This is a genomic window from Nocardia blacklockiae, assembly GCF_015477355.1.
In the GTDB taxonomy this organism is placed as follows: domain Bacteria; phylum Actinomycetota; class Actinomycetes; order Mycobacteriales; family Mycobacteriaceae; genus Nocardia; species Nocardia blacklockiae.
The window spans coordinates 592374-609868 of the sequence record NZ_JADLRJ010000001.1; the positions used below are offsets into that span (position 1 = coordinate 592374).

13 protein-coding genes are annotated in these 17495 nt (G+C 71.2%); 8 read left to right on the plus strand and 5 right to left on the minus strand.

Translation table 11 applies throughout. The features are described 5' to 3' along the window. Window positions 1-341 precede the first annotated feature (341 nt). Together IU476_RS02730 and IU476_RS02735 are read left to right on the plus strand one after the other, a co-directional pair. Window positions 342-4190, plus strand: a complete 3849-nt coding sequence (locus IU476_RS02730; RefSeq protein ID WP_228823137.1) for a Pls/PosA family non-ribosomal peptide synthetase — start codon at window positions 342-344, stop codon at window positions 4188-4190. Continuing rightward, window positions 4190-5530: a M1 family metallopeptidase gene (locus IU476_RS02735; protein ID WP_195097376.1), complete on the plus strand. Its 1341-nt coding sequence runs from the start codon at window positions 4190-4192 to the stop codon at window positions 5528-5530. The genes IU476_RS02730 and IU476_RS02735 overlap by 1 nt, the downstream gene beginning before the upstream one ends. Window positions 5531-5560: 30 nt before the next feature. Here IU476_RS02735 and IU476_RS02740 read toward each other — a convergent pair whose 3' ends face one another. Genes IU476_RS02740 through IU476_RS02750 form a run of 3 tightly spaced genes read right to left on the minus strand, consistent with a single transcriptional unit; the run spans window position 5561 to window position 9014 of the window. After that, window positions 5561-7636, minus strand: a complete 2076-nt coding sequence (locus tag IU476_RS02740) for an NAD(+) synthase (RefSeq protein WP_195096141.1) — start codon at window positions 7634-7636, stop codon at window positions 5561-5563. Between the two features lie 11 nt (window positions 7637-7647). Beyond that, window positions 7648-8592, minus strand: coding sequence for an RNA polymerase sigma factor SigF (locus IU476_RS02745; RefSeq protein ID WP_324193831.1), 945 nt, complete (start codon window positions 8590-8592; stop codon window positions 7648-7650). Next, a complete protein-coding gene (locus tag IU476_RS02750; protein WP_195096142.1) occupies window positions 8592-9014 on the minus strand; it encodes an ATP-binding protein in 423 nt (140 codons plus the stop codon). The genes IU476_RS02745 and IU476_RS02750 overlap by 1 nt, the downstream gene beginning before the upstream one ends. Window positions 9015-9170: 156 nt before the next feature. Between IU476_RS02750 and rpe the strand changes: the two genes are divergently transcribed. Further along, window positions 9171-9833, plus strand: coding sequence for a ribulose-phosphate 3-epimerase (gene rpe, locus IU476_RS02755; RefSeq protein WP_195097378.1), 663 nt, complete (start codon window positions 9171-9173; stop codon window positions 9831-9833). 13 nt (window positions 9834-9846) lie between these two features. Here the strand turns inward: rpe and IU476_RS02760 are convergent, their stop codons facing one another. Next, entirely contained in the window at window positions 9847-10317 is a 471-nt protein-coding gene (locus IU476_RS02760; RefSeq protein ID WP_195096143.1) for a hypothetical protein, read from the minus strand. Window positions 10318-10780: 463 nt separating this feature from the next. Here IU476_RS02760 and IU476_RS02765 point away from each other — a divergent pair, with 463 nt between their 5' ends. From IU476_RS02765 to IU476_RS02780, 4 genes are all read left to right on the plus strand, one after another. Beyond that, the gene (locus tag IU476_RS02765) at window positions 10781-11389 is read left to right on the plus strand and encodes a riboflavin synthase (protein ID WP_195096144.1); all 609 of its coding nucleotides are present in this window, start codon (window positions 10781-10783) and stop codon (window positions 11387-11389) included. 80 nt (window positions 11390-11469) lie between these two features. Then, entirely contained in the window at window positions 11470-12720 is a 1251-nt protein-coding gene (locus IU476_RS02770; protein WP_195096145.1) for a bifunctional 3,4-dihydroxy-2-butanone-4-phosphate synthase/GTP cyclohydrolase II, read from the plus strand. Window positions 12721-12763: 43 nt separating this feature from the next. Continuing rightward, window positions 12764-13264 carry a 6,7-dimethyl-8-ribityllumazine synthase gene (gene ribH, locus IU476_RS02775; RefSeq protein WP_195096147.1) on the plus strand — a complete coding sequence of 167 codons (501 nt, stop codon included), beginning with the start codon at window positions 12764-12766 and terminating at the stop codon, window positions 13262-13264. Between the two features lies 1 nt (window position 13265). Beyond that, window positions 13266-13775 (plus strand): PH domain-containing protein, encoded by a 510-nt coding sequence (locus tag IU476_RS02780; protein WP_195096149.1) that lies wholly within the window; start codon window positions 13266-13268, stop codon window positions 13773-13775. Between the two features lie 65 nt (window positions 13776-13840). Here the strand turns inward: IU476_RS02780 and ggt are convergent, their stop codons facing one another. Further along, a complete protein-coding gene (gene ggt / locus IU476_RS02785; protein WP_195096152.1) occupies window positions 13841-15775 on the minus strand; it encodes a gamma-glutamyltransferase in 1935 nt (644 codons plus the stop codon). 227 nt (window positions 15776-16002) lie between these two features. On the opposite strand from ggt, the gene IU476_RS02790 reads away from it, so the two are divergent. Beyond that, window positions 16003-17478, plus strand: a complete 1476-nt coding sequence (locus IU476_RS02790; RefSeq protein ID WP_195096154.1) for an amino acid permease — start codon at window positions 16003-16005, stop codon at window positions 17476-17478. Window positions 17479-17495 lie beyond the last annotated feature (17 nt).

The window sequence follows — 17495 nt, forward strand, 5'->3', positions numbered from 1 at the left end:
CTCGGCGTGCCCCAAGGTCCGGGCCGCTCTGCGCGAGCCGACCCGACCACGGCGTGCGCGGGCCGGTCCGGGGCGCGACTGTGATGTCGGTGATAGCGGGCCGTGCCGCGATCGCCCGCCGCGCCGCGACCTGGAACAATGGTTCGGGCAAATCGGCCGCACATCCGGCCGGCCGGGGTAGCACCCGGCGACGAGTGGGACAACGGCAGTGTGGTGTTTGCGCATCGGTAACCCTGGCGTGAGACAACAACGCACGGGCGGGGGCCGATCGGAAAGGTGAACAGGACGTGATACTCCAGCCGGAGGTCTCGGAGACCGCGGCGGCCGCCGCGCCGTCCCCACTGCTGCGGTCCGCGGTCGCCGCCCCGCCGCGCACCCTGGTCGACATCCTGGCCGCCACGGCCCTGGACCACCCCGACGCCCCTGCCCTCGACGACGGCACCGACACCCTCACCTACGCCGAACTGCTGGCCGAGATCGACGACACCGTGGACCGGCTGCGCGAAGCGGGCGTGCGCGCGGGCGACCGCGTGGGCGTGCGCATCCCGTCGGGCACCGGCGAGCTCTACGTCACCATCCTGGCGGTCCTGCACGCCGGCGCGGCCTACGTCCCGGTCGACGCCGACGACCCCGACGAGCGCGCCCGGCTGGTCTTCGCCGAGGCCGGCGTGAGCGCGGTCGTCACCGCCGCCGGGGTCACCCCGTACGGCGACGTCACCGCCGCGCGCCCCGGCACCACCGCCTCCCCGGACCCGGGCGACGACGCGTGGATCATCTTCACCTCCGGTTCCACCGGCACCCCGAAGGGCGTCGCGGTCACCCACCGCAACGCCGCCGCCTTCGTCGACGCCGAGGCGCGAATGTTCCTGCGGGACAAGCCGATCGGGCCCGGCGACCGCGTGCTGGCGGGCCTGTCGGTGGCCTTCGACGCCTCCTGCGAGGAGATGTGGCTGGCGTGGCGGCACGGCGCCTGCCTGGTCCCCGCCCCGCGGGCGCTGGTGCGCACCGGCATGGACCTGGGCCCGTGGCTGGTGCGCCGGCGCATCACCGTCGTCTCCACCGTCCCGACGCTCGCGGCGATGTGGCCGGCGGAGGCCCTCGACGCGGTGCGGCTGCTGATCTTCGGCGGCGAGGCGGTGCCGCCCGAACTGGCCGAGCGCCTGGCCGGATCCGGGGCGCGCGAGGTGTGGAACACCTACGGCCCCACCGAGGCCACGGTCGTCGCGTGCGCCGCCCGGCTGACCGGCGAGCCGCCCGTGCGGATCGGCCTGCCCCTCGACGGCTGGGATCTCGCGGTCGTCGACGCGGCCGGAAACCCGGTGGGGGAGGGCGAATCCGGTGAACTGGTGATCGGCGGCGTGGGCCTGGCCCGCTACCTCGACCCCGGCAAGGACGCCGAGAAGTACGCTCCCATGCCGACATTGGGCTGGCAGCGCGCCTACCGCAGCGGCGACCTGGTCCGCAACGACAGCGCGGGCCTGATCTTCCTGGGCCGCGCCGACGACCAGGTCAAGATCGGCGGCCGCCGCATCGAACTCGGCGAACTCGACAACGCGCTGCAGCACCTGCCCGGCGTCACCGCCGCGGCGGCCGCGGTGCGAGCGACCAAGGCGGGCAACAAGATCCTCGTCGGCTACCTGTCGGTCGCCGACCCCGATTTCGACGTCGCCCACGCCCGCGCGCTGCTCGCCGAGCAACTCCCCGCACCGCTGGTGCCGCGGCTGGCGGTGCTCGGCGAACTTCCCACCCGCACCTCGGGAAAGGTGGACCGCGACGCCCTGCCGTGGCCGCTGCCCGGCGCGGCGCCGGATCCCGCACCCGACGCCGACCTGTCCGAGACCGCGCGCTGGGTCGCGGGACTGTGGAATTCGATCCTCGGCGCGGAGGCCGGCGGCCCGCGGGCGGACTTCTTCGATCTCGGCGGCGGCTCGCTGGCGGCCGCGCAGCTGGTGACCGCGCTGCGCGAACGCTTCCCGCAGATCACCGTCGCCGATCTGTACGACCACCCCCGGCTGGGCGCGCTCGCCGAATTCCTGGACAGCGCCGCGCCCGTCGAGCAGGCCGCCACGCGCACCGTCACTCCGACCCCGCGCCGGGCCCAGTGGGCACAACTGCTGGCCCTGCTGCCGCTGACCACGCTGACCGGCCTGCAGTGGCTGACCTGGCTGGGCATCGTCGCCAATGTCGCGAGCTGGTCCGGGGCCATGCCGTGGATGCCCGGACTGTCGTGGTGGTGGGCGCTGCTCGGCTTCGTGCTGTTCATCTCGCCGCCCGGCCGCATGGCGATCTGCGTCGCGGGCGCCCGGCTGCTGCTGCGCGGCGTCGGCCCCGGCAGCTATCCGCGCGGCGGCCCGGCGCACCTGCGACTGTGGGCCGCGGTGCGGCTGTCGGAGGCCAGCGGGGCCGAAAACCTTTCCGGCGCACCGTGGATGGTGCCGTTCGCGCGGGCGCTGGGCGCGCGCGTCGGCAAGGGCGTCGACCTGCACACCCTGCCGCCGGTGACGGGCCTGCTCGAACTCGGCGACGGATGCAGCGTCGAACCGGAAGTGGACCTCGCGGGCTATTGGATCGACGGCGACCGCGTGCACATCGGGGCGGTCCGCATCGGCGCGGGCGCGGTCGTGGGCTCGCGGTCGACGCTGCTGCCGGGCGCGGTGATCGGCAAGAACGCCGTGGTCGCGCCCGGATCGGCGGTGTTCGGCAAGGTGAAGGCGGGCCAGGAGTGGGCCGGTTCGCCCGCGGTGAAGGTCGGCAAGGCCGACCGCCCCTGGCCGGCCGGCACCCCGCCGCGCGCGGTGCACTGGGTGGCGATCTTCGGCCTGTCGTCGATGGTGCTGGCCGCTCTGCCGATCGCCGCGCTGGCTGTCGGCGGCGCGCTCCTCGCGTGGTGGATCCGCGACGACCGGACGCTTGCGGGCGCGGCCGGGCACGCCTTCCTGATCCTGCCGGTCGCCACCCTGCTGAGCCTGGGCGTGTTCGCCGCGGGGACCGTGGTGTCGGTCCGGCTGCTCAGCATCGGCCTCACCGAGGGCTACCACCCGGTCCGCAGCCGGATCGGCTGGCAGGCCTGGGCGACCGAGCGGCTGATGGACTCCGCCCGCACCTTCCTGTTCCCCCTCTACGCCAGCCTGCTCACCCCGCTGTGGCTGCGCCTGCTCGGCGCGACCGTCGGCAAGGGCGTGGAGGCCTCGACGGTGCTGCTGCTGCCGAAGTTCACCACGGTCGCCGACGGCGCCTTCCTCGCCGACGACACCATGGTCGCGGGCTACGAACTCGGCGGCGGCTGGCTGCGCATCGGCGGCGCGAAGGTCGGCAAGCGGGCCTTCCTCGGCAACTCCGGCATGACCGCGCCCGGCCGCCGGGTCCCGAAGAACGGCCTGGTCGCCGTGCTGTCGGCCGCGCCCGAGAAGGCCAAGGCCGGTTCGTCGTGGCTGGGCAGCCCGCCGGTCCGGTTGCGCCGCACCGCGGGCGACTCCGACACCGCGCGCACCTTCGACCCGCCGCTGCGGCTGAAGGTGGCGCGCGGCGTCGTCGAGACGTGCCGGCTGATCCCGGTGGTCGTCACCTTCGGCATCGGGCTGGCGGTGCTGTGCGCGCTGGCCGCGCTGGCGCAGGGACCCGGGTACTGGTTCGCGGCGCTGCTGTCGGGCGTGGTGCTGCTCGCCGCGGGCGGATTCGCCGGCGCCTGCGCGGTGGCGGCGAAATGGCTGGTGGTCGGCCGCATCGCGAAAGTCGAACAGCCGCTGTGGAGTTCGTTCGTGTGGCGCAACGAGGTGTCCGACGCCTTCGTGGAGACCGTCGCCGCGCCGTGGTTCGCGCGCGCCGCCACCGGCACCGCCGTCATGAACGTCTGGCTGCGCGGCCTGGGCGCGCGGATCGGGCGCGGCGTGTGGTGCGAGTCGTACTGGCTGCCCGAGGCCGACCTGGTGACCCTCGGCGACGGCGCGACCGTGGAGCGGGGCTGTGTGGTGCAGACCCATCTGTTCCATGATCGGATCATGGCCATGGACACGGTGACTCTGGAGGCGGGCGCGACGCTGGGCCCGCATTGCGTGGCGCTGCCGGCGGCCCGGATCGGGGCGGGCGCCACCGTCGGCCCCGCGTCGCTGGTGATGCGCGGCGACACCGTGCCGCCCTCGACCCGCTGGCAGGGCAACCCGATCGCGCCGTGGCCGGAGGGCAAGGCCTGATGGGGGACAAGTTCTACGAGGTACCCATCGACGAGTACCTGCCGCAGAACGGCAATCGCGGCTACCGGGTCTCGCGCTACGAGCTGGAACTGGTCTACAAGGTGGCGAGCAACCGGCTGGCGGGCCGGGCCGCGATCACCGCGGTGACCACCGCCGCGCGCACCCGCTTCGCCCTGGACCTGTCCCAATCACTGAGCGTGGCAAAGGTTTTCGTCAACGGCGCGCGCGCCAAGTACACGCATCAGCGCGGCAAGCTGACCGTCACCCCGGCGCAGAAGATCCCGGCGGGCGGCGTGCTCGCCCTCGTCGTCCAGTACGGCGGCACGCCGCGACCGGTCCGCGGCCCGTGGGGCGAGGTCGGCTGGGAGGAACTGACCGACGGCGCCCTGGTCGCCAGCCAGCCCAACGGCGCCGCCTCCTGGTTCCCCTGCGACGACCATCCCAGTTCGAAGGCCAGCTACCGGATCTCGATCACCACCGACTCGCCCTACCACGCCGTCGCCAACGGCACCCTGCTGCGCAAACAGACCAAGGCGAGCCAGACCACCTGGGTGTACGAGCAACCCGAGCCGATGGCCAGCTACCTGGCGACCATCCAGATCGGCCCGTACCGCCGCTACCGGATCGGCTCGGCCCAGCACGTCGACGTGCCGATGCACGCGCTGGTGCCGCCGCGGCTGCGCACCGCGTTCGAGCACGACTTCGAGCGACAGCCGCGGATGATGACGGAATTCCGGAACCGCTTCGGCCCCTACCCTTTCGAGGGCTACACGGTCGTGGTCACCGACGACGAGCTGGAGATCCCGATCGAGGCGCAGGGGCTGTCGATCTTCGGCGCCAACCACTGCGACGGACGGCGCGGCGCGGAGCGGCTGATCGCGCACGAGCTGGCCCACCAGTGGTTCGGCAACAGCCTCACGGTGCGGCAGTGGCGCGACATCTGGCTGCACGAAGGCTTCGCCTGCTACGCGGAGTGGATCTGGTCCGAGGCGTCCGGCGGCCCGAGCGCCGACCAGCTGGCCCGCGCGGCCCGGCACAATCTGGCGCGCAGCCCGCAGGACATCGTCGTCGGCGATCCCGGCCCAGCGCTGATGTTCGACGACCGCGTCTACAAGCGCGGCGCCCTCACCCTGCACACCCTGCGCCTGGAGCTGGGCGACGCGAAATTCTTCGGCCTGCTGCGGGAATGGACCGCCCGCTACCGCCACTCCTCGGTCGACACCGAGGAATTCGCCGACCTGGCCGGGCACTACAGCACTGCCTCGCTGCGCCCGCTCTGGGAGACCTGGCTCTACGACCGCCCGCTCCCGCAGCTGCCGCCGGTGGGCGCGGCGGGCTGAACGCGCCCGCCGCGGTGAGCGCTGCGCGCTCTACTTGTCGGGCACGTTGCGGTCGAGTTCGTCCAGCCAGGCGGTGGCGACCGCGTCGCTGGGCGCGCGCCAGTCGCCGCGCGGAGACAGCGAACCACCCGAGCCGACCTTCGGCGCGTTGGGCAGCGTGGACCGCTTGAACTGGCTGGTCTGCACGAAACGGCGGAGGAATTCCGCCAGCCAGTGCTTGATGGTGGGCAGGTCGTACTCGTGCCGGTCGGCCTCGGGGATCAGGTCGGGCCAGCGGCCGCGGTCGCGATCGACCCAGGCGCGATGCGCGAGATAGGCGACGCGACTGGGCAGATAGCCGAACCGCAGCAGGAAGTACAGGTGCAGGTCCTGCAGCTCGTACGGGCCGACGGTGGCCTCCGAACTCTGCCCCGGCTGCGCCGAATCTCCGTCGGACGCACCGTTTTCCGTCGGCACGAGTTCGGGGGAGATCTCGGTGGCGAGAATCGAGGAGAGCACCTCGTCGGCCTCCGGGCCCAGCTCCCCGGTGTCGACCGCCCAGGCGATCAGGTACTTGATCAGCGTCTTGGGCACCGAGGCGTTCACGCTGTAGTGCGCCATGTGGTCGCCGACGCCGAAGGTGCACCAGCCCAGCGCCAGCTCGCTGAGATCACCCGTGCCGAGCACCAGCGCCTGCTGCTGGTTGGCGAGCCGGAACAGGTGCGAGGTGCGCTCGCCGGCCTGCACGTTCTCGTAGGTCACGTCGTATTGCGGAACACCCTCGGCCGCAGGGTGATTCAGATCCTTCAGCATCTGCGTGGCGGACGGCCGGATATCGATCTCGTGCGCGGACACCCCGAGCGCGCGCATCAGCCGCCGCGCGTCGTTCAAAGTCCGTGTGCTGGTGGCGAATCCGGGCATGGTGTAGGCGAGCACGTTCGACCGGGGCAGGCCCAGGCGGTCCATCGTCTTCACGGCCACGATCAGCGCGACCGTGGAGTCCAGGCCCCCGGACACCCCGATCACCACCCGCTTGGACCCGGTGGCCGCGAGCCGGGTGCACAGCCCCTCGACCTGGATGTGGTGCACCTCGGCGCACCGCTCGTTGCGCACCGCGGGATTCGCGGGAACGTAAGGGAAGCGCGGGATCTCGCGCGCCAGCTCGACCGGCCCCGACGGCACCGGCAGCTCGACCTCGACGCGGCGCAGCCGGGCCAGCCGCTCCCGGTGGTCGTGCACGTTGTCGGCGAAGCTGGTCATCCGCAGCCGGTCGGCGGCCAGGCGCGGCAGGTCCACGTCGGCGGTCACCAGCTGCGCGTGGTCGGCGAAACGCTCGCCCTCGGCCAGCAGGTCGCCGTTCTCGCAGATCACCGCCTGGCCGTCCCACGCCAGGTCGGTGGTCGACTCCCCGTTCCCCGCAGCCGAATACAGGTAGGCGGCGATATTGCGGGCCGAGTGCGAGGCGCACAGCTGCCGCCGGTAGTCCGCCTTGCCGACCACGATATTGCTGGCCGACAGATTCACCAGCACGGTCGCCCCGGCCAGCGCGGCGAAACCGCTGGGCGGCAACGGGACCCAGCCGTCCTCGCAGATCTCCACGTAGAAGACGAACTTGTCCAGATTCGAGGCCACGAACAGCAGATCCGCCCCGAACGGCACCCGCTGCCCGGCCAGGGTGAGATGGTCGTCGAGGTTCTCCCGCGCCGCAGCGAACTGTCGCTTCTCGTAGAACTCCCGGTAGTTGGGCAGATAGCTCTTGGGCACCGCGCCCAGCACCCGGCCCCGGTCGATCACGATGCCGCAGTTGAACAATCGACCCTGCGCGCGCACCGGCGCGCCGACCACCAGCACCGAGTCGATGCCGGCGCTCTCGGCCACCACCCGCTCGAGCGCCGCGTCGACCGCGTACTGCAGCGCGTCCTGGTGGAACAGGTCGTCGGCGGTGTAGCAGGACAAGCCCAGTTCGGGGAAGACGGTGAGCACGGCGTGCTGCTCGGCGGCCTGTCGCGCCAGCGCCAGGGTCTGCTCGGCGTTGTAGTCCGGGTCGGCCACCCGCACCGGCGGCACGGCCACCGCGACCCGGGCGAACCCGTGCCGGTACAGCGAATCGAACGGCAACGACGTCATGCGGTCCCCTCTCACTCGCGTGCCGACTGCTCCCGCAGGCGGGCAAGGGTTTTGGCGAGAATGCGCGACACGTGCATCTGCGAGATGCCCATGCGCTGGGCGATCTGGGTCTGGGTCATGGATTCGAAGAACCGCATGGTGAGGATGCGGCGCTCGCGTTCGGGCAGCCCGGCCAGCAGCGGGCGGATCGCCACGTACTCCTCGACCCGGTCGAACTGCGACTCCTCCTCGCCGAGGGTGTCCAGCAGCGAGGCTTCGGTGTCGCGGCCCACCGACACCGCGTCGATGGAGCTGGGCTGGTAGGCGTTGCCCGCGATGACCGCCTGGGTCACCTCGTCGGGATTGATCTCGAGTTCGGCGGCGATCTCCTTGACCGTCGGCGAGCGGCCCAGCGACTGCGACAGCGTGTCGATGGCCGCGCCGATGCGCAGGTGAGTCTCCTTGACGCGCCGCGGAACTCGCATCGCCCAGGTGTTGTCGCGGAAGTAGCGCCGCACCTCGCCCATGATCGTGGGCACCGCGAAGGACAGGAAGTTCGAGCCGCGGGAGATGTCGAAGCGGTCCACCGCGTGCACCAGCCCGACGCGCGCGACCTGGGTCAGGTCGTCGAAGGGCTCACCGCGGCCGCTGAACTTGCGGGCGATGTGGTCGGCCAGCGGGATGCAGCGGCCGATCAGCTGCGCCCGCAGCTCCGCGCGCCGGTCCGAACCCTCCGCGGACCCGGCCAGCTCCTCGAAAAGCTTTGTGACGTCGTCGTATCCGGTGACCGACTGGGTGACCTCCTCGACCTCCTCGTCGTCGGAGTTCTCGTCGGTGGCGTTTTCCGCGGCGGCCGCCTCGGGCTCCCCGCCGCCCTGCGCGGGCGTGTCGGGACCGGTTCCGGCGGCCGTGCCGGGCGTCTCGGGCGGGGTGGCGTCGGCGTCGCCGGACTCGAACACGGTGTCCTCGTCAGCCACTACGCCTTCCCCCGGACCCGCCGGAACTCCACGACGGTCGGGAAGCCGGAAGCCGTCTGGTCGTAGGACTCCTGGGTGATGGTGACCTCGTCGGTCAGCGTGCGCAGCACGTGCCAGCCGAAGCTGCGCTGGTCGGGCAGCCCCTCCTTGGCGGCGATGCCGGTGACCCGCACCAGCAGGTCCTCGTCGCCGACGGTGAACCGGCAGCGCAGATCGGTGCCCGGACCGGCCACCGAGATGAGCGTCGAGCAGGTCTCGTCGACCGCGAGCCGGATGTCGGCCACCTCGTCCAGCGTGAAATCGCTGAGCAGGACCAGCGTTTCGGCGAGCCCGCGCACGATCGGCAACTGTGACACGGTAGCGGCGACGCCGATCTCCACGGGGGTGCTGCGCAGGCCCTGTTCCGCCGAAATATTGATCACCCTGGCAAGGCTACCCAAGTCCGGCGCGGGTAATCCGTTCTGTGCCTGCATTGAGACGGCCAGCGGACTGGACGGGCAGGTCGGGCGGCGGGTCCGCGCGCCGCTACACTTCGCGCTGTGTCCTCCTCGAATCCCGCCTTCCACCGGCCCGCACCGATGATCGCCCCGTCCATCCTGTCCGCCGATTTCGCGCATCTGGCGCAGGAGGCACAGGCCGTCGCGGGCGCCGACTGGCTGCACGTCGACGTGATGGACAACCACTTCGTGCCGAACCTGACCCTCGGCCTGCCGGTGGTGCGGAGCCTGCTCAAGACGACCGACATTCCGCTGGACTGCCACCTGATGATCGAGGACCCGGCCCGCTGGGCGCCGCCGTACGCGGAGGCGGGCGCCTACAACGTCACCTTCCACGCCGAGGCCACCGACGATCCGGTCGCGGTGGCGCGCGACATCCACGCCGCGGGCGCCAAGGCGGGCCTGTCGGTGAAGCCGAACACCCCGATCGAGCCGTACCTGGAGATGTTGCGGCACTTCGACACCCTGCTGGTGATGAGCGTGGAGCCCGGCTTCGGCGGGCAGTCGTTCATCCCGCACGTGCTCGACAAGGCGCGCACGGTCCGCCGCCTGGTCGACGCGGGGGAGTTGCGGCTGGTCGTCGAGATCGACGGCGGCATCAACATGGACACCATCGAGCAGGCCGCCGAGGCCGGAATCGACTGCTTCGTCGCGGGCTCGGCGGTGTACGGCACCGCGGATCCCGGTGCGACGGTGGAGAAGCTGCGCGAGAAGGTCGTCGCCGTCGAGGCGGCGGCGGGCTAGGCAGCCGAAAGGCTCAGCGCGCCGGGACCTTTCGGGCACACACCGCCCTGGTCGCCGCGATGACCTCGGCCAGGGGCGGCAGCGCGTCGGCGGTCTCGGGCACCCGCACCCAGGTGCGGTAGCCGGTGCGCTCGTCCTCGGCGGAGGGCAGCACCACCTGGCTGCCGGCGCAGGCGACCGTGGCGTAGTGCCGGAACAGCTCGGCCGAGATCGCGGCGGTGAGGACGCCCGGATGGGCCGGGCCGGTGAGGAAGGTCCAGCGCCGCGACCGCGGGTGGTGGACCACGGGCCCGGCGAGACCCTCGCGCGCCAGCTCCCGCAGCACGCCCTCGCCGAGGTCGGCGGGCATGGTGATGGCGCCGTAGCGCGCGCCGATCCCGAGCAGAATGTGACGGGAGGCGGCATCGACCCGGGCCGGCAGCTGGAATTCGCGACGGTACCGCGCGCAGCGAACCTCGAGTGTCGAATCGAGAAGCGTGGTCACACCGCACCCCCATCTGGGTCGTTGTTCACCGTGGATCCGAATATTGAACGCCGGGAATCAACTGCATAACAATATTGCGTGCGATCGTTCGCGAACGCAAGCTTCGGGTGTAAGTGCGCCGCCGACCGGGTAAAAAGGCAGTTCACGGCGTGTCCGAAGAGGAAATCGCGGTGGCCTTTTTCGAGAGTCGCGAATGTCCGGACCGCCGATTCGGATAATTCTTCATCCACGTCTCGATAATTCCGGAATTCGCCGGAACACAATGGTGAACCGGTCGCGCGTACAAGTCGGGCCGCCGGTTTCCCGGCCGCTCGACCGGACGGCCGTCCGCAACCGGCCGACCGGACGGCCGAACGTGGCGCGCGGGCGGCCGTCGTTACGCTGGAGGCGCGCAGCGGCGGGAATAGCGCCGCCGGTCCGCGCTGTTGGCGCTAGCGGGCACCGGGTGACAGGAGAAACAGGCATGTTCACAGGCATCGTCGAGGAGCTGGGCGAGATCGTCACGGCGGAACGGTCGGCCGACGCGGCCCGGCTGACGATCCGCGGCAAGCTGGTGACCTCCGATGCCGGGCACGGCGACTCGATCGCGGTGAACGGGGTCTGCCTGACCGTCGTCGACGTCGTGGACGGCGACTCCTTCACCACCGACGTCATGGGGGAGACCCTGGACCGGTCCAGCCTCGGCGGGCTCGCCGTCGGCTCGCGGGTGAACCTGGAGCGCGCCGCCGCGGTGAACAGCCGGCTCGGCGGCCACATCGTGCAGGGCCACGTCGACGGCACCGGCACGGTGCTCTCCCGTGACCCCCAGGAGAACTGGGAGGTCGTGCGAATCTCGCTGCCGGACAAGCTGGCTCGCTACGTCGTGGAGAAGGGCTCGATCACCGTCGACGGCATCTCGCTGACCGTCTCGGCGCTCGGCGGCGACGCCGACTCCGGCGACTGGTTCGAGGTCTCGCTCATCCCCACCACCCGCGAACTCACCACCCTCGGCGGCGCGCCGGTCGGCACCGTGGTCAACCTCGAGGTCGACGTCATCGCCAAGTACGTGGAACGGCTGCAGCAGCGCGGATAGCTCTCCCGGCGGTCCCGGCGGGAGCGACGGCCTGGCACAGTACTGTTATTGGTACCTAATCGAGATGGAGCGCAGCAGACGTGACCAGGTTCGACACCATCGAGCGCGCAGTCGCCGACATCGCCGCCGGTAAGGCGGTCGTCGTCGTCGACGACGAGGGCCGTGAGAACGAGGGCGATCTCATCTTCGCCGCGGAGAAGGCCACTCCCGAGCTGGTGGCCTTCATGATCCGCTACACCTCCGGCTACATCTGTGTGCCGCTGACCGGTGCCGACTGCGACCGCCTCGGCCTCCCGCCGATGTACGCGATCAACCAGGACAAGCACGGCACCGCGTACACGGTGTCGGTGGACGCGCGCGAGGGCGTCAGCACCGGCATCTCCGCCGCCGACCGCGCCACCACCATGCGCCGCCTCGCCGACCGGTTCGCCAAGCCCGAGGACTTCACCCGTCCCGGGCACGTGGTCCCGCTGCGCGCCAAGGACGGCGGCGTGCTGCGCCGCCCCGGCCACACCGAGGCGGCGGTGGACCTGGCCCGCCTCGCCGGCCTCGGCCCGGCCGGCGTGATCTGCGAGATCGTCAGCCAGAAGAACGAGGGCGACATGGCCCGCACCGAGGAGCTGCGGGTCTTCGCCGACGAGCACGAGCTCGCGCTGATCTCGATCGCCGACATGATCGCCTGGCGGCGCAAGCACGAGAAGCAGGTCGAACGGGTCGCCGAGGCCCGTATCCCCACCCGGTTCGGCGAGTTCCGCGCGGTCGGCTACAAGAGCATCTACGACGACGTGGAGCACGTGGCCCTGGTGCGCGGCGACTTCACCGTCGACGGCGGCGAGGACGTTCTGGTCCGGGTGCATTCGGAATGCCTGACCGGCGACGTGTTCGGTTCGCTGCGCTGCGACTGCGGCCCGCAGCTGGACGCCGCGCTGGAGATGGTGTCGGCCGAGGGCCGGGGCGTGGTGCTGTACATGCGCGGGCACGAGGGCCGCGGCATCGGCCTGATGCACAAGCTGCAGGCCTACCAGTTACAGGACAACGGGCACGACACGGTCGACGCCAACATCGAGCTGGGCCTGCCCGCCGACGCCCGCGACTACGGCACCGGCGCGCAGATCCTGGTCGACCTGGGCATCACGTCCATGCGCCTGCTGACCAACAATCCCGCCAAGCGGGTGGGCCTGGACGGCTACGGCCTGAGCATCACCGAGCGCGTGCCGATGCCGGTGCGCGCCAACGCCGAGAATCTGCACTATCTGCGCACCAAGCGCGATCGGATGGGCCACGACCTGGTCGGCCTGGACGATCTGGACCTGGGCGAGACGGCGCAGTAGCGCGCCGCATCCGACGACAGCACACGAAAGGCGGATCCTTCGCATGAGCGGTACGGGCGTACCGGAGTTCGCGCTCGAGGATGCCAAGAGCCTGCGGCTCGGCATCGTCGCCTCGCGCTGGCACACGAAGATCTGCGACACGCTGGTCGCCAATGCCGAGCGGGTGGCCCGCGCCAGCGGCGTGGAGGAGATCACCGTGGTGCGCTGCGCGGGCGCGATGGAACTGCCCGTGGTCGCGCAGGCCCTCGCCCGCGACCACGACGCGGTGGTGGCGCTCGGCGTCGTGATCCGCGGCGAGACACCGCATTTCGAATACGTCTGCGACGCGGTGACCGCCGGGCTGACCCGGGTGTCGCTGGACGAGAGCACCCCGGTGACCAACGGCGTGCTCACCGTCAACACCGAACACCAGGCCCTGGACCGCGCCGGGCTGCCGGATTCGGCGGAGGACAAGGGCGAGCAGGCCTGCGCCGCCGCCCTCGACGCGGCGCTGACGCTGCGGGCTCTGCGCCCGAGCGCCGTCGGGCCCGGCCAGACGGTCTGAGATGCCGCCCGTCGTCCGGATCTGGAAGCGCGGCCCGCAGCCCCCGGCGCCGGAAACCGAAGGGGCGCAGTGGGATCTGGAGGTGCGGCCGCGGCGCGCGGTGCGCACCGCGCGGATCGTGGCCGCGGTGATCGCGGTGCTGTTCACCGCGGCGGGCCTGGCGTCCTCGCACAGCGCCACGGGTGTGAACTTCCGCGGCGCCGACCAGGTGGCCGTCATCGTGTTCGGGTGGCTGCTGGCCGGCGCGGTGCTGCTGCTGACCCGCCCCCGCGTGCGAGTGGGCGCTCAGGGTGTCTCGGTGCGTAATATTCTGGGCGACAACGAGTTCCGCTGGGAAGACATTCGCGGCGTGGCCATCCCCGACAAGCGCGCCTGGGCACGGCTGGAACTCACGGGCGACGAATACGTGCCCATGCTCGCGATCCGCGTCAACGACAAGGAATACGCCGCTGAGTCGATGGAGCGCTTTCGCGCCTTGGGAGCGAAATACACGGCGCATCAGAAGGATTGAGCTGGCTCGAGCGAAGAGTTCGAGCCCGCGCCGCCCTGCCGATGGCAGGGCGGCGTTCTGCTACTTCACTTCCCGTCACCCATTACCGCGCCCTCGCGCCGCGGGTCCGCGCCGCCGATCCAGCCGTCGCTCTCCCGCTGTAGCGCGCTGAGGCCGCTTGTCTGCGGATCCACCGAGACCTGGTGGCCCATCTCGCGCAGCCGCCGGACCAGCGGGTCGTGCTCGCCCTTGGCGGTGGCGTCGATCGCCGGGTGCTCGCCGCCCACGCCGGTGACCGGGGTGTTGGCCGCGCCGAAGGCCACGCCGGAGACCGCCTGCTGCGGATCCAGCTTCCAATCCAGCATGTTCACCAGGCTTTTCACCACGAACTGGATGATCACCGAGCCGCCGGGGGAGCCGGTGACGTAGGACAGCTGCCCACGGGCGCCGTCGGCGCCGCGGTCGAAGACCAGGGTCGGGCTCATGGAACTGCGCGGGCGCTTGCCGGGCTGCAGGCGATTGGCCAGCGGCGCGCCGTCGGCCGCGGTCGGCGTGGCGCTGAAGTCGGTGAGCTGATTGTTGAGCACGAAGCCGTCGACGACGTGGAACGAGCCGAACGCCGACTCCACCGTCGTGGTCATGGCGGCGGCGTTGCCGTACTTGTCCACCACCGAGATGTGGCTGGTGCCGTGCTCGGGCGGCTGCGGGCCGGTGCCGAGCGGGACCGGGCCGAAATCGCCGGGCTGCGCGGTGCCCATCGCCCGGTCGGGATTGATCTGCGCCGCACGCTGTTTCAGGTAGTCCCGGTTCAGCAGCGTGTCGGGGGAGTTGCCCGGCAGCGGCACGAAATCGGCGTCGGCGACGTACTTGTCGCGGTCGGCGTAGGCCAGCCGCTCGGCCTCCGAGATCAGGTGCACGGCTTGCGGATTCGGCGTGCCGCCGTTGGCGTCGACCGCGGTGGGCGGCAGCGACGCCAGGTCGAAGTTCGACAGGATGCCCAGCGTGGCGGCGACGGTGATGCCGCCGGAGGACGGGTTGGGCATGCCGCAGATCTCGTGGTCGCGGTAGCCGGTGCACAACGCCGTGCGCTTCTTGGCCTGATATCCCGCCAGGTCCGCGAGGGTGATCTGGCCCGGGGTGCGGCCGCCCGCCGTGGTGGCGGTGGCGTCGACGATGTCCTGGGCGACGGCCCCGGTGTAGAACGCGTTGGGCCCGTCGGAAGCGATGGCGCCCAGCGTCTTCGCCATCGCGGGATTGGTCAGCGTGGTGCCGGACTTCTTCGGGCTGCCGTCGGGCTCCAGGAAATAGGCCTTGGCGTTGTCGTCGCGTGCCAGATCGGCCGCGGACTCCGCGATCTGCCCGGCCAGCCGCGGACTGATCGCGAAGCCCTGGTCGGCCAGGTCGATCGCCGGGGTGAACAGGTCGCGCCAGGGCTGCTTGCCGTGCTCGCCGTGGGCCAGTTCGAGCAGGCGCAGCGCGCCGGGCACCCCGATGGAGCGGCCGCTGGCGCGGGCGTTCGGCTGCGGCGCGGTGCGATCGGTGTCGCTGACCCAGCGCAGATAGTTCTCGGTGGCCGCGGCGGGGGCGACCTCGCGACCGTCGTAGGCGTCGACCGTCCGCTTCGCCGCGTCGTAGTACAGCAGGAACGCGCCGCCGCCGATGCCGGAGGCCTGCGGCTCCACCAGGCCCAGCACCATCTGGGCCGCCACCAGCGCGTCGGCCGCCGTGCCGCCGCCGGCGAGCACCCCGCAGGCCGCCTGTGTGGCAAGCGGATTGGCCGCCGATACCGCATAGGTGCCGGTGCGCACCGGGTGCATGTTCTCGCGATAGCCCGAGGCGATCTCCGGATTGGTCGCGATGTCGGTGCTGCCGCCCGCCCCGGGCGCGGCGGCGACCGCCGTGCCGTTGGGGGTGTCGGCGCACGAGGTCGGCTGGTCGGAACCGGATGAGCAGCCGGTGATCAAGCCGGCGGCGAGCAGTGCGGCGGTGGCACCGGCCCAGAGCTGTCGTGTGCGCCTCATGAGCGGACTTTAACCCTCGGGTCCGACACCGGCAGCGCTTTGCCGCCCAGCGCACTCCCGCTGCTGGGGAGCGTCCGGATAGCTACTTCTGTCCGGTTGCGAAAGCCGTCGGTCAGCAGTCGAATCGGCGCGATCGGATCGACATGCCCGGCCGCACTGCGGAACTCCGCAACCGACCAGGTAACGTCGGACGCTCACGGGACGAGCGCGGAGGGCCGAGGCGGCAGATGACGGAAGTGCGGGGAAAGACGTTCCTCGGTGCGGAGGACGACGGGTACCACAAGAGCCTGAAGCCGCGCCAACTGCAGATGATCGCCATCGGCGGCGCGATCGGGACCGGGCTGTTCCTCGGCGCCGGCGGCCGCCTGGCCAGTGCCGGACCGGGCCTGTTCCTGGTCTACGGGGTGTGCGGCGTCTTCGTGTTCTTCATCCTGCGCGCCCTGGGCGAACTGGTGCTGCACCGCCCGTCGTCGGGGTCGTTCGTCTCCTACGCGCGCGAGTTCTACGGCGAGAAGGCCGCCTTCGTCGCGGGCTGGATGTACTTCCTGAACTGGTCGATGACCGGCATCGTCGACACCACCGCGATCGCCACCTACCTGCACTACTGGGGTCCGTTCCAGCCCGTCGCGCAGTGGCTGCTGGCGCTGGTCGCGCTGTGCATCGTGCTGAGCGTGAACCTGGTGTCGGTGAAGTGGTTCGGCGAACTGGAGTTCTGGGCGGCGCTGGTGAAGGTCGTCGCGCTGGTCGCCTTCCTCGGGATCGGCACCTTCTTCCTGGCCGGGCGGTTCACCGTCGACGGCGCCGAGACGGGCCTGGGCATGGTGTCGGAGGCCGGGGGCTGGTTCCCGACCGGTGTGCTGCCGCTGGTCACCGTGACCTCGGGCGTGGTGTTCGCCTACGCGGCGGTGGAGATGGTCGGCACCGCCGCGGGCGAGACGGAGAATCCGCAGAAGATCATGCCGCGCGCGATCAACTCGGTGATCCTGCGGATCGTGGTGTTCTACATCGGCTCGCTGGTGCTGCTGGCGCTGCTGCTGCCCTACACCGCGTACTCGGCGTCGGAGAGCCCGTTCGTCACCTTCTTCGCGAAACTCGGTGTCGGCAACGCCGGTTCGCTGATGAACTTCGTGGTGCTCACCGCCGCGTTCTCCAGCCTCAACGCCGGGCTGTACTCCACCGGGCGCATTCTGCGATCGATGTCGATGAACGGCAGCGCCCCGCGGTTCACCGGCCGCATGAACAAGCGCGGCGTGCCCTACGGCGGCATCATGCTGACCGCCGTCATCGCCCTGTTCGGCATCTGGCTGAACTACATCGTGCCCTCGCGCGCGTTCGAGATCGTGCTGAACGTGGCCTCGCTGGGCATCCTGTCCTCCTGGGCCACGATCGTGCTGTGCCAGCTGCAACTGTGGCGGCGCTGGCGTCGCGGCGACGCCGACCGGCCCGCGTTCCGGATGTTCGGCGCGCCCTACACCGGGTTCGCGACCCTGGTGTTCCTGGTGGTCGTCGTCGTGCTGATGGGCTTCGACTACCCGGTCGGCACGTGGACGGTCGCGAGCCTGGCCGTGCTGGTGCCGGCGCTGATCCTCGGCTGGTTCGCCGCGCGCAAGCGGGTGCTGGCCATCGCCGACGAGCGCGCGGGATACACCGGCGAGTTCCCGGTGGTGGCCAACATCCCGCTCGACGACGAACGGGACACCTAGCGCCGCAAGCGGTTCCG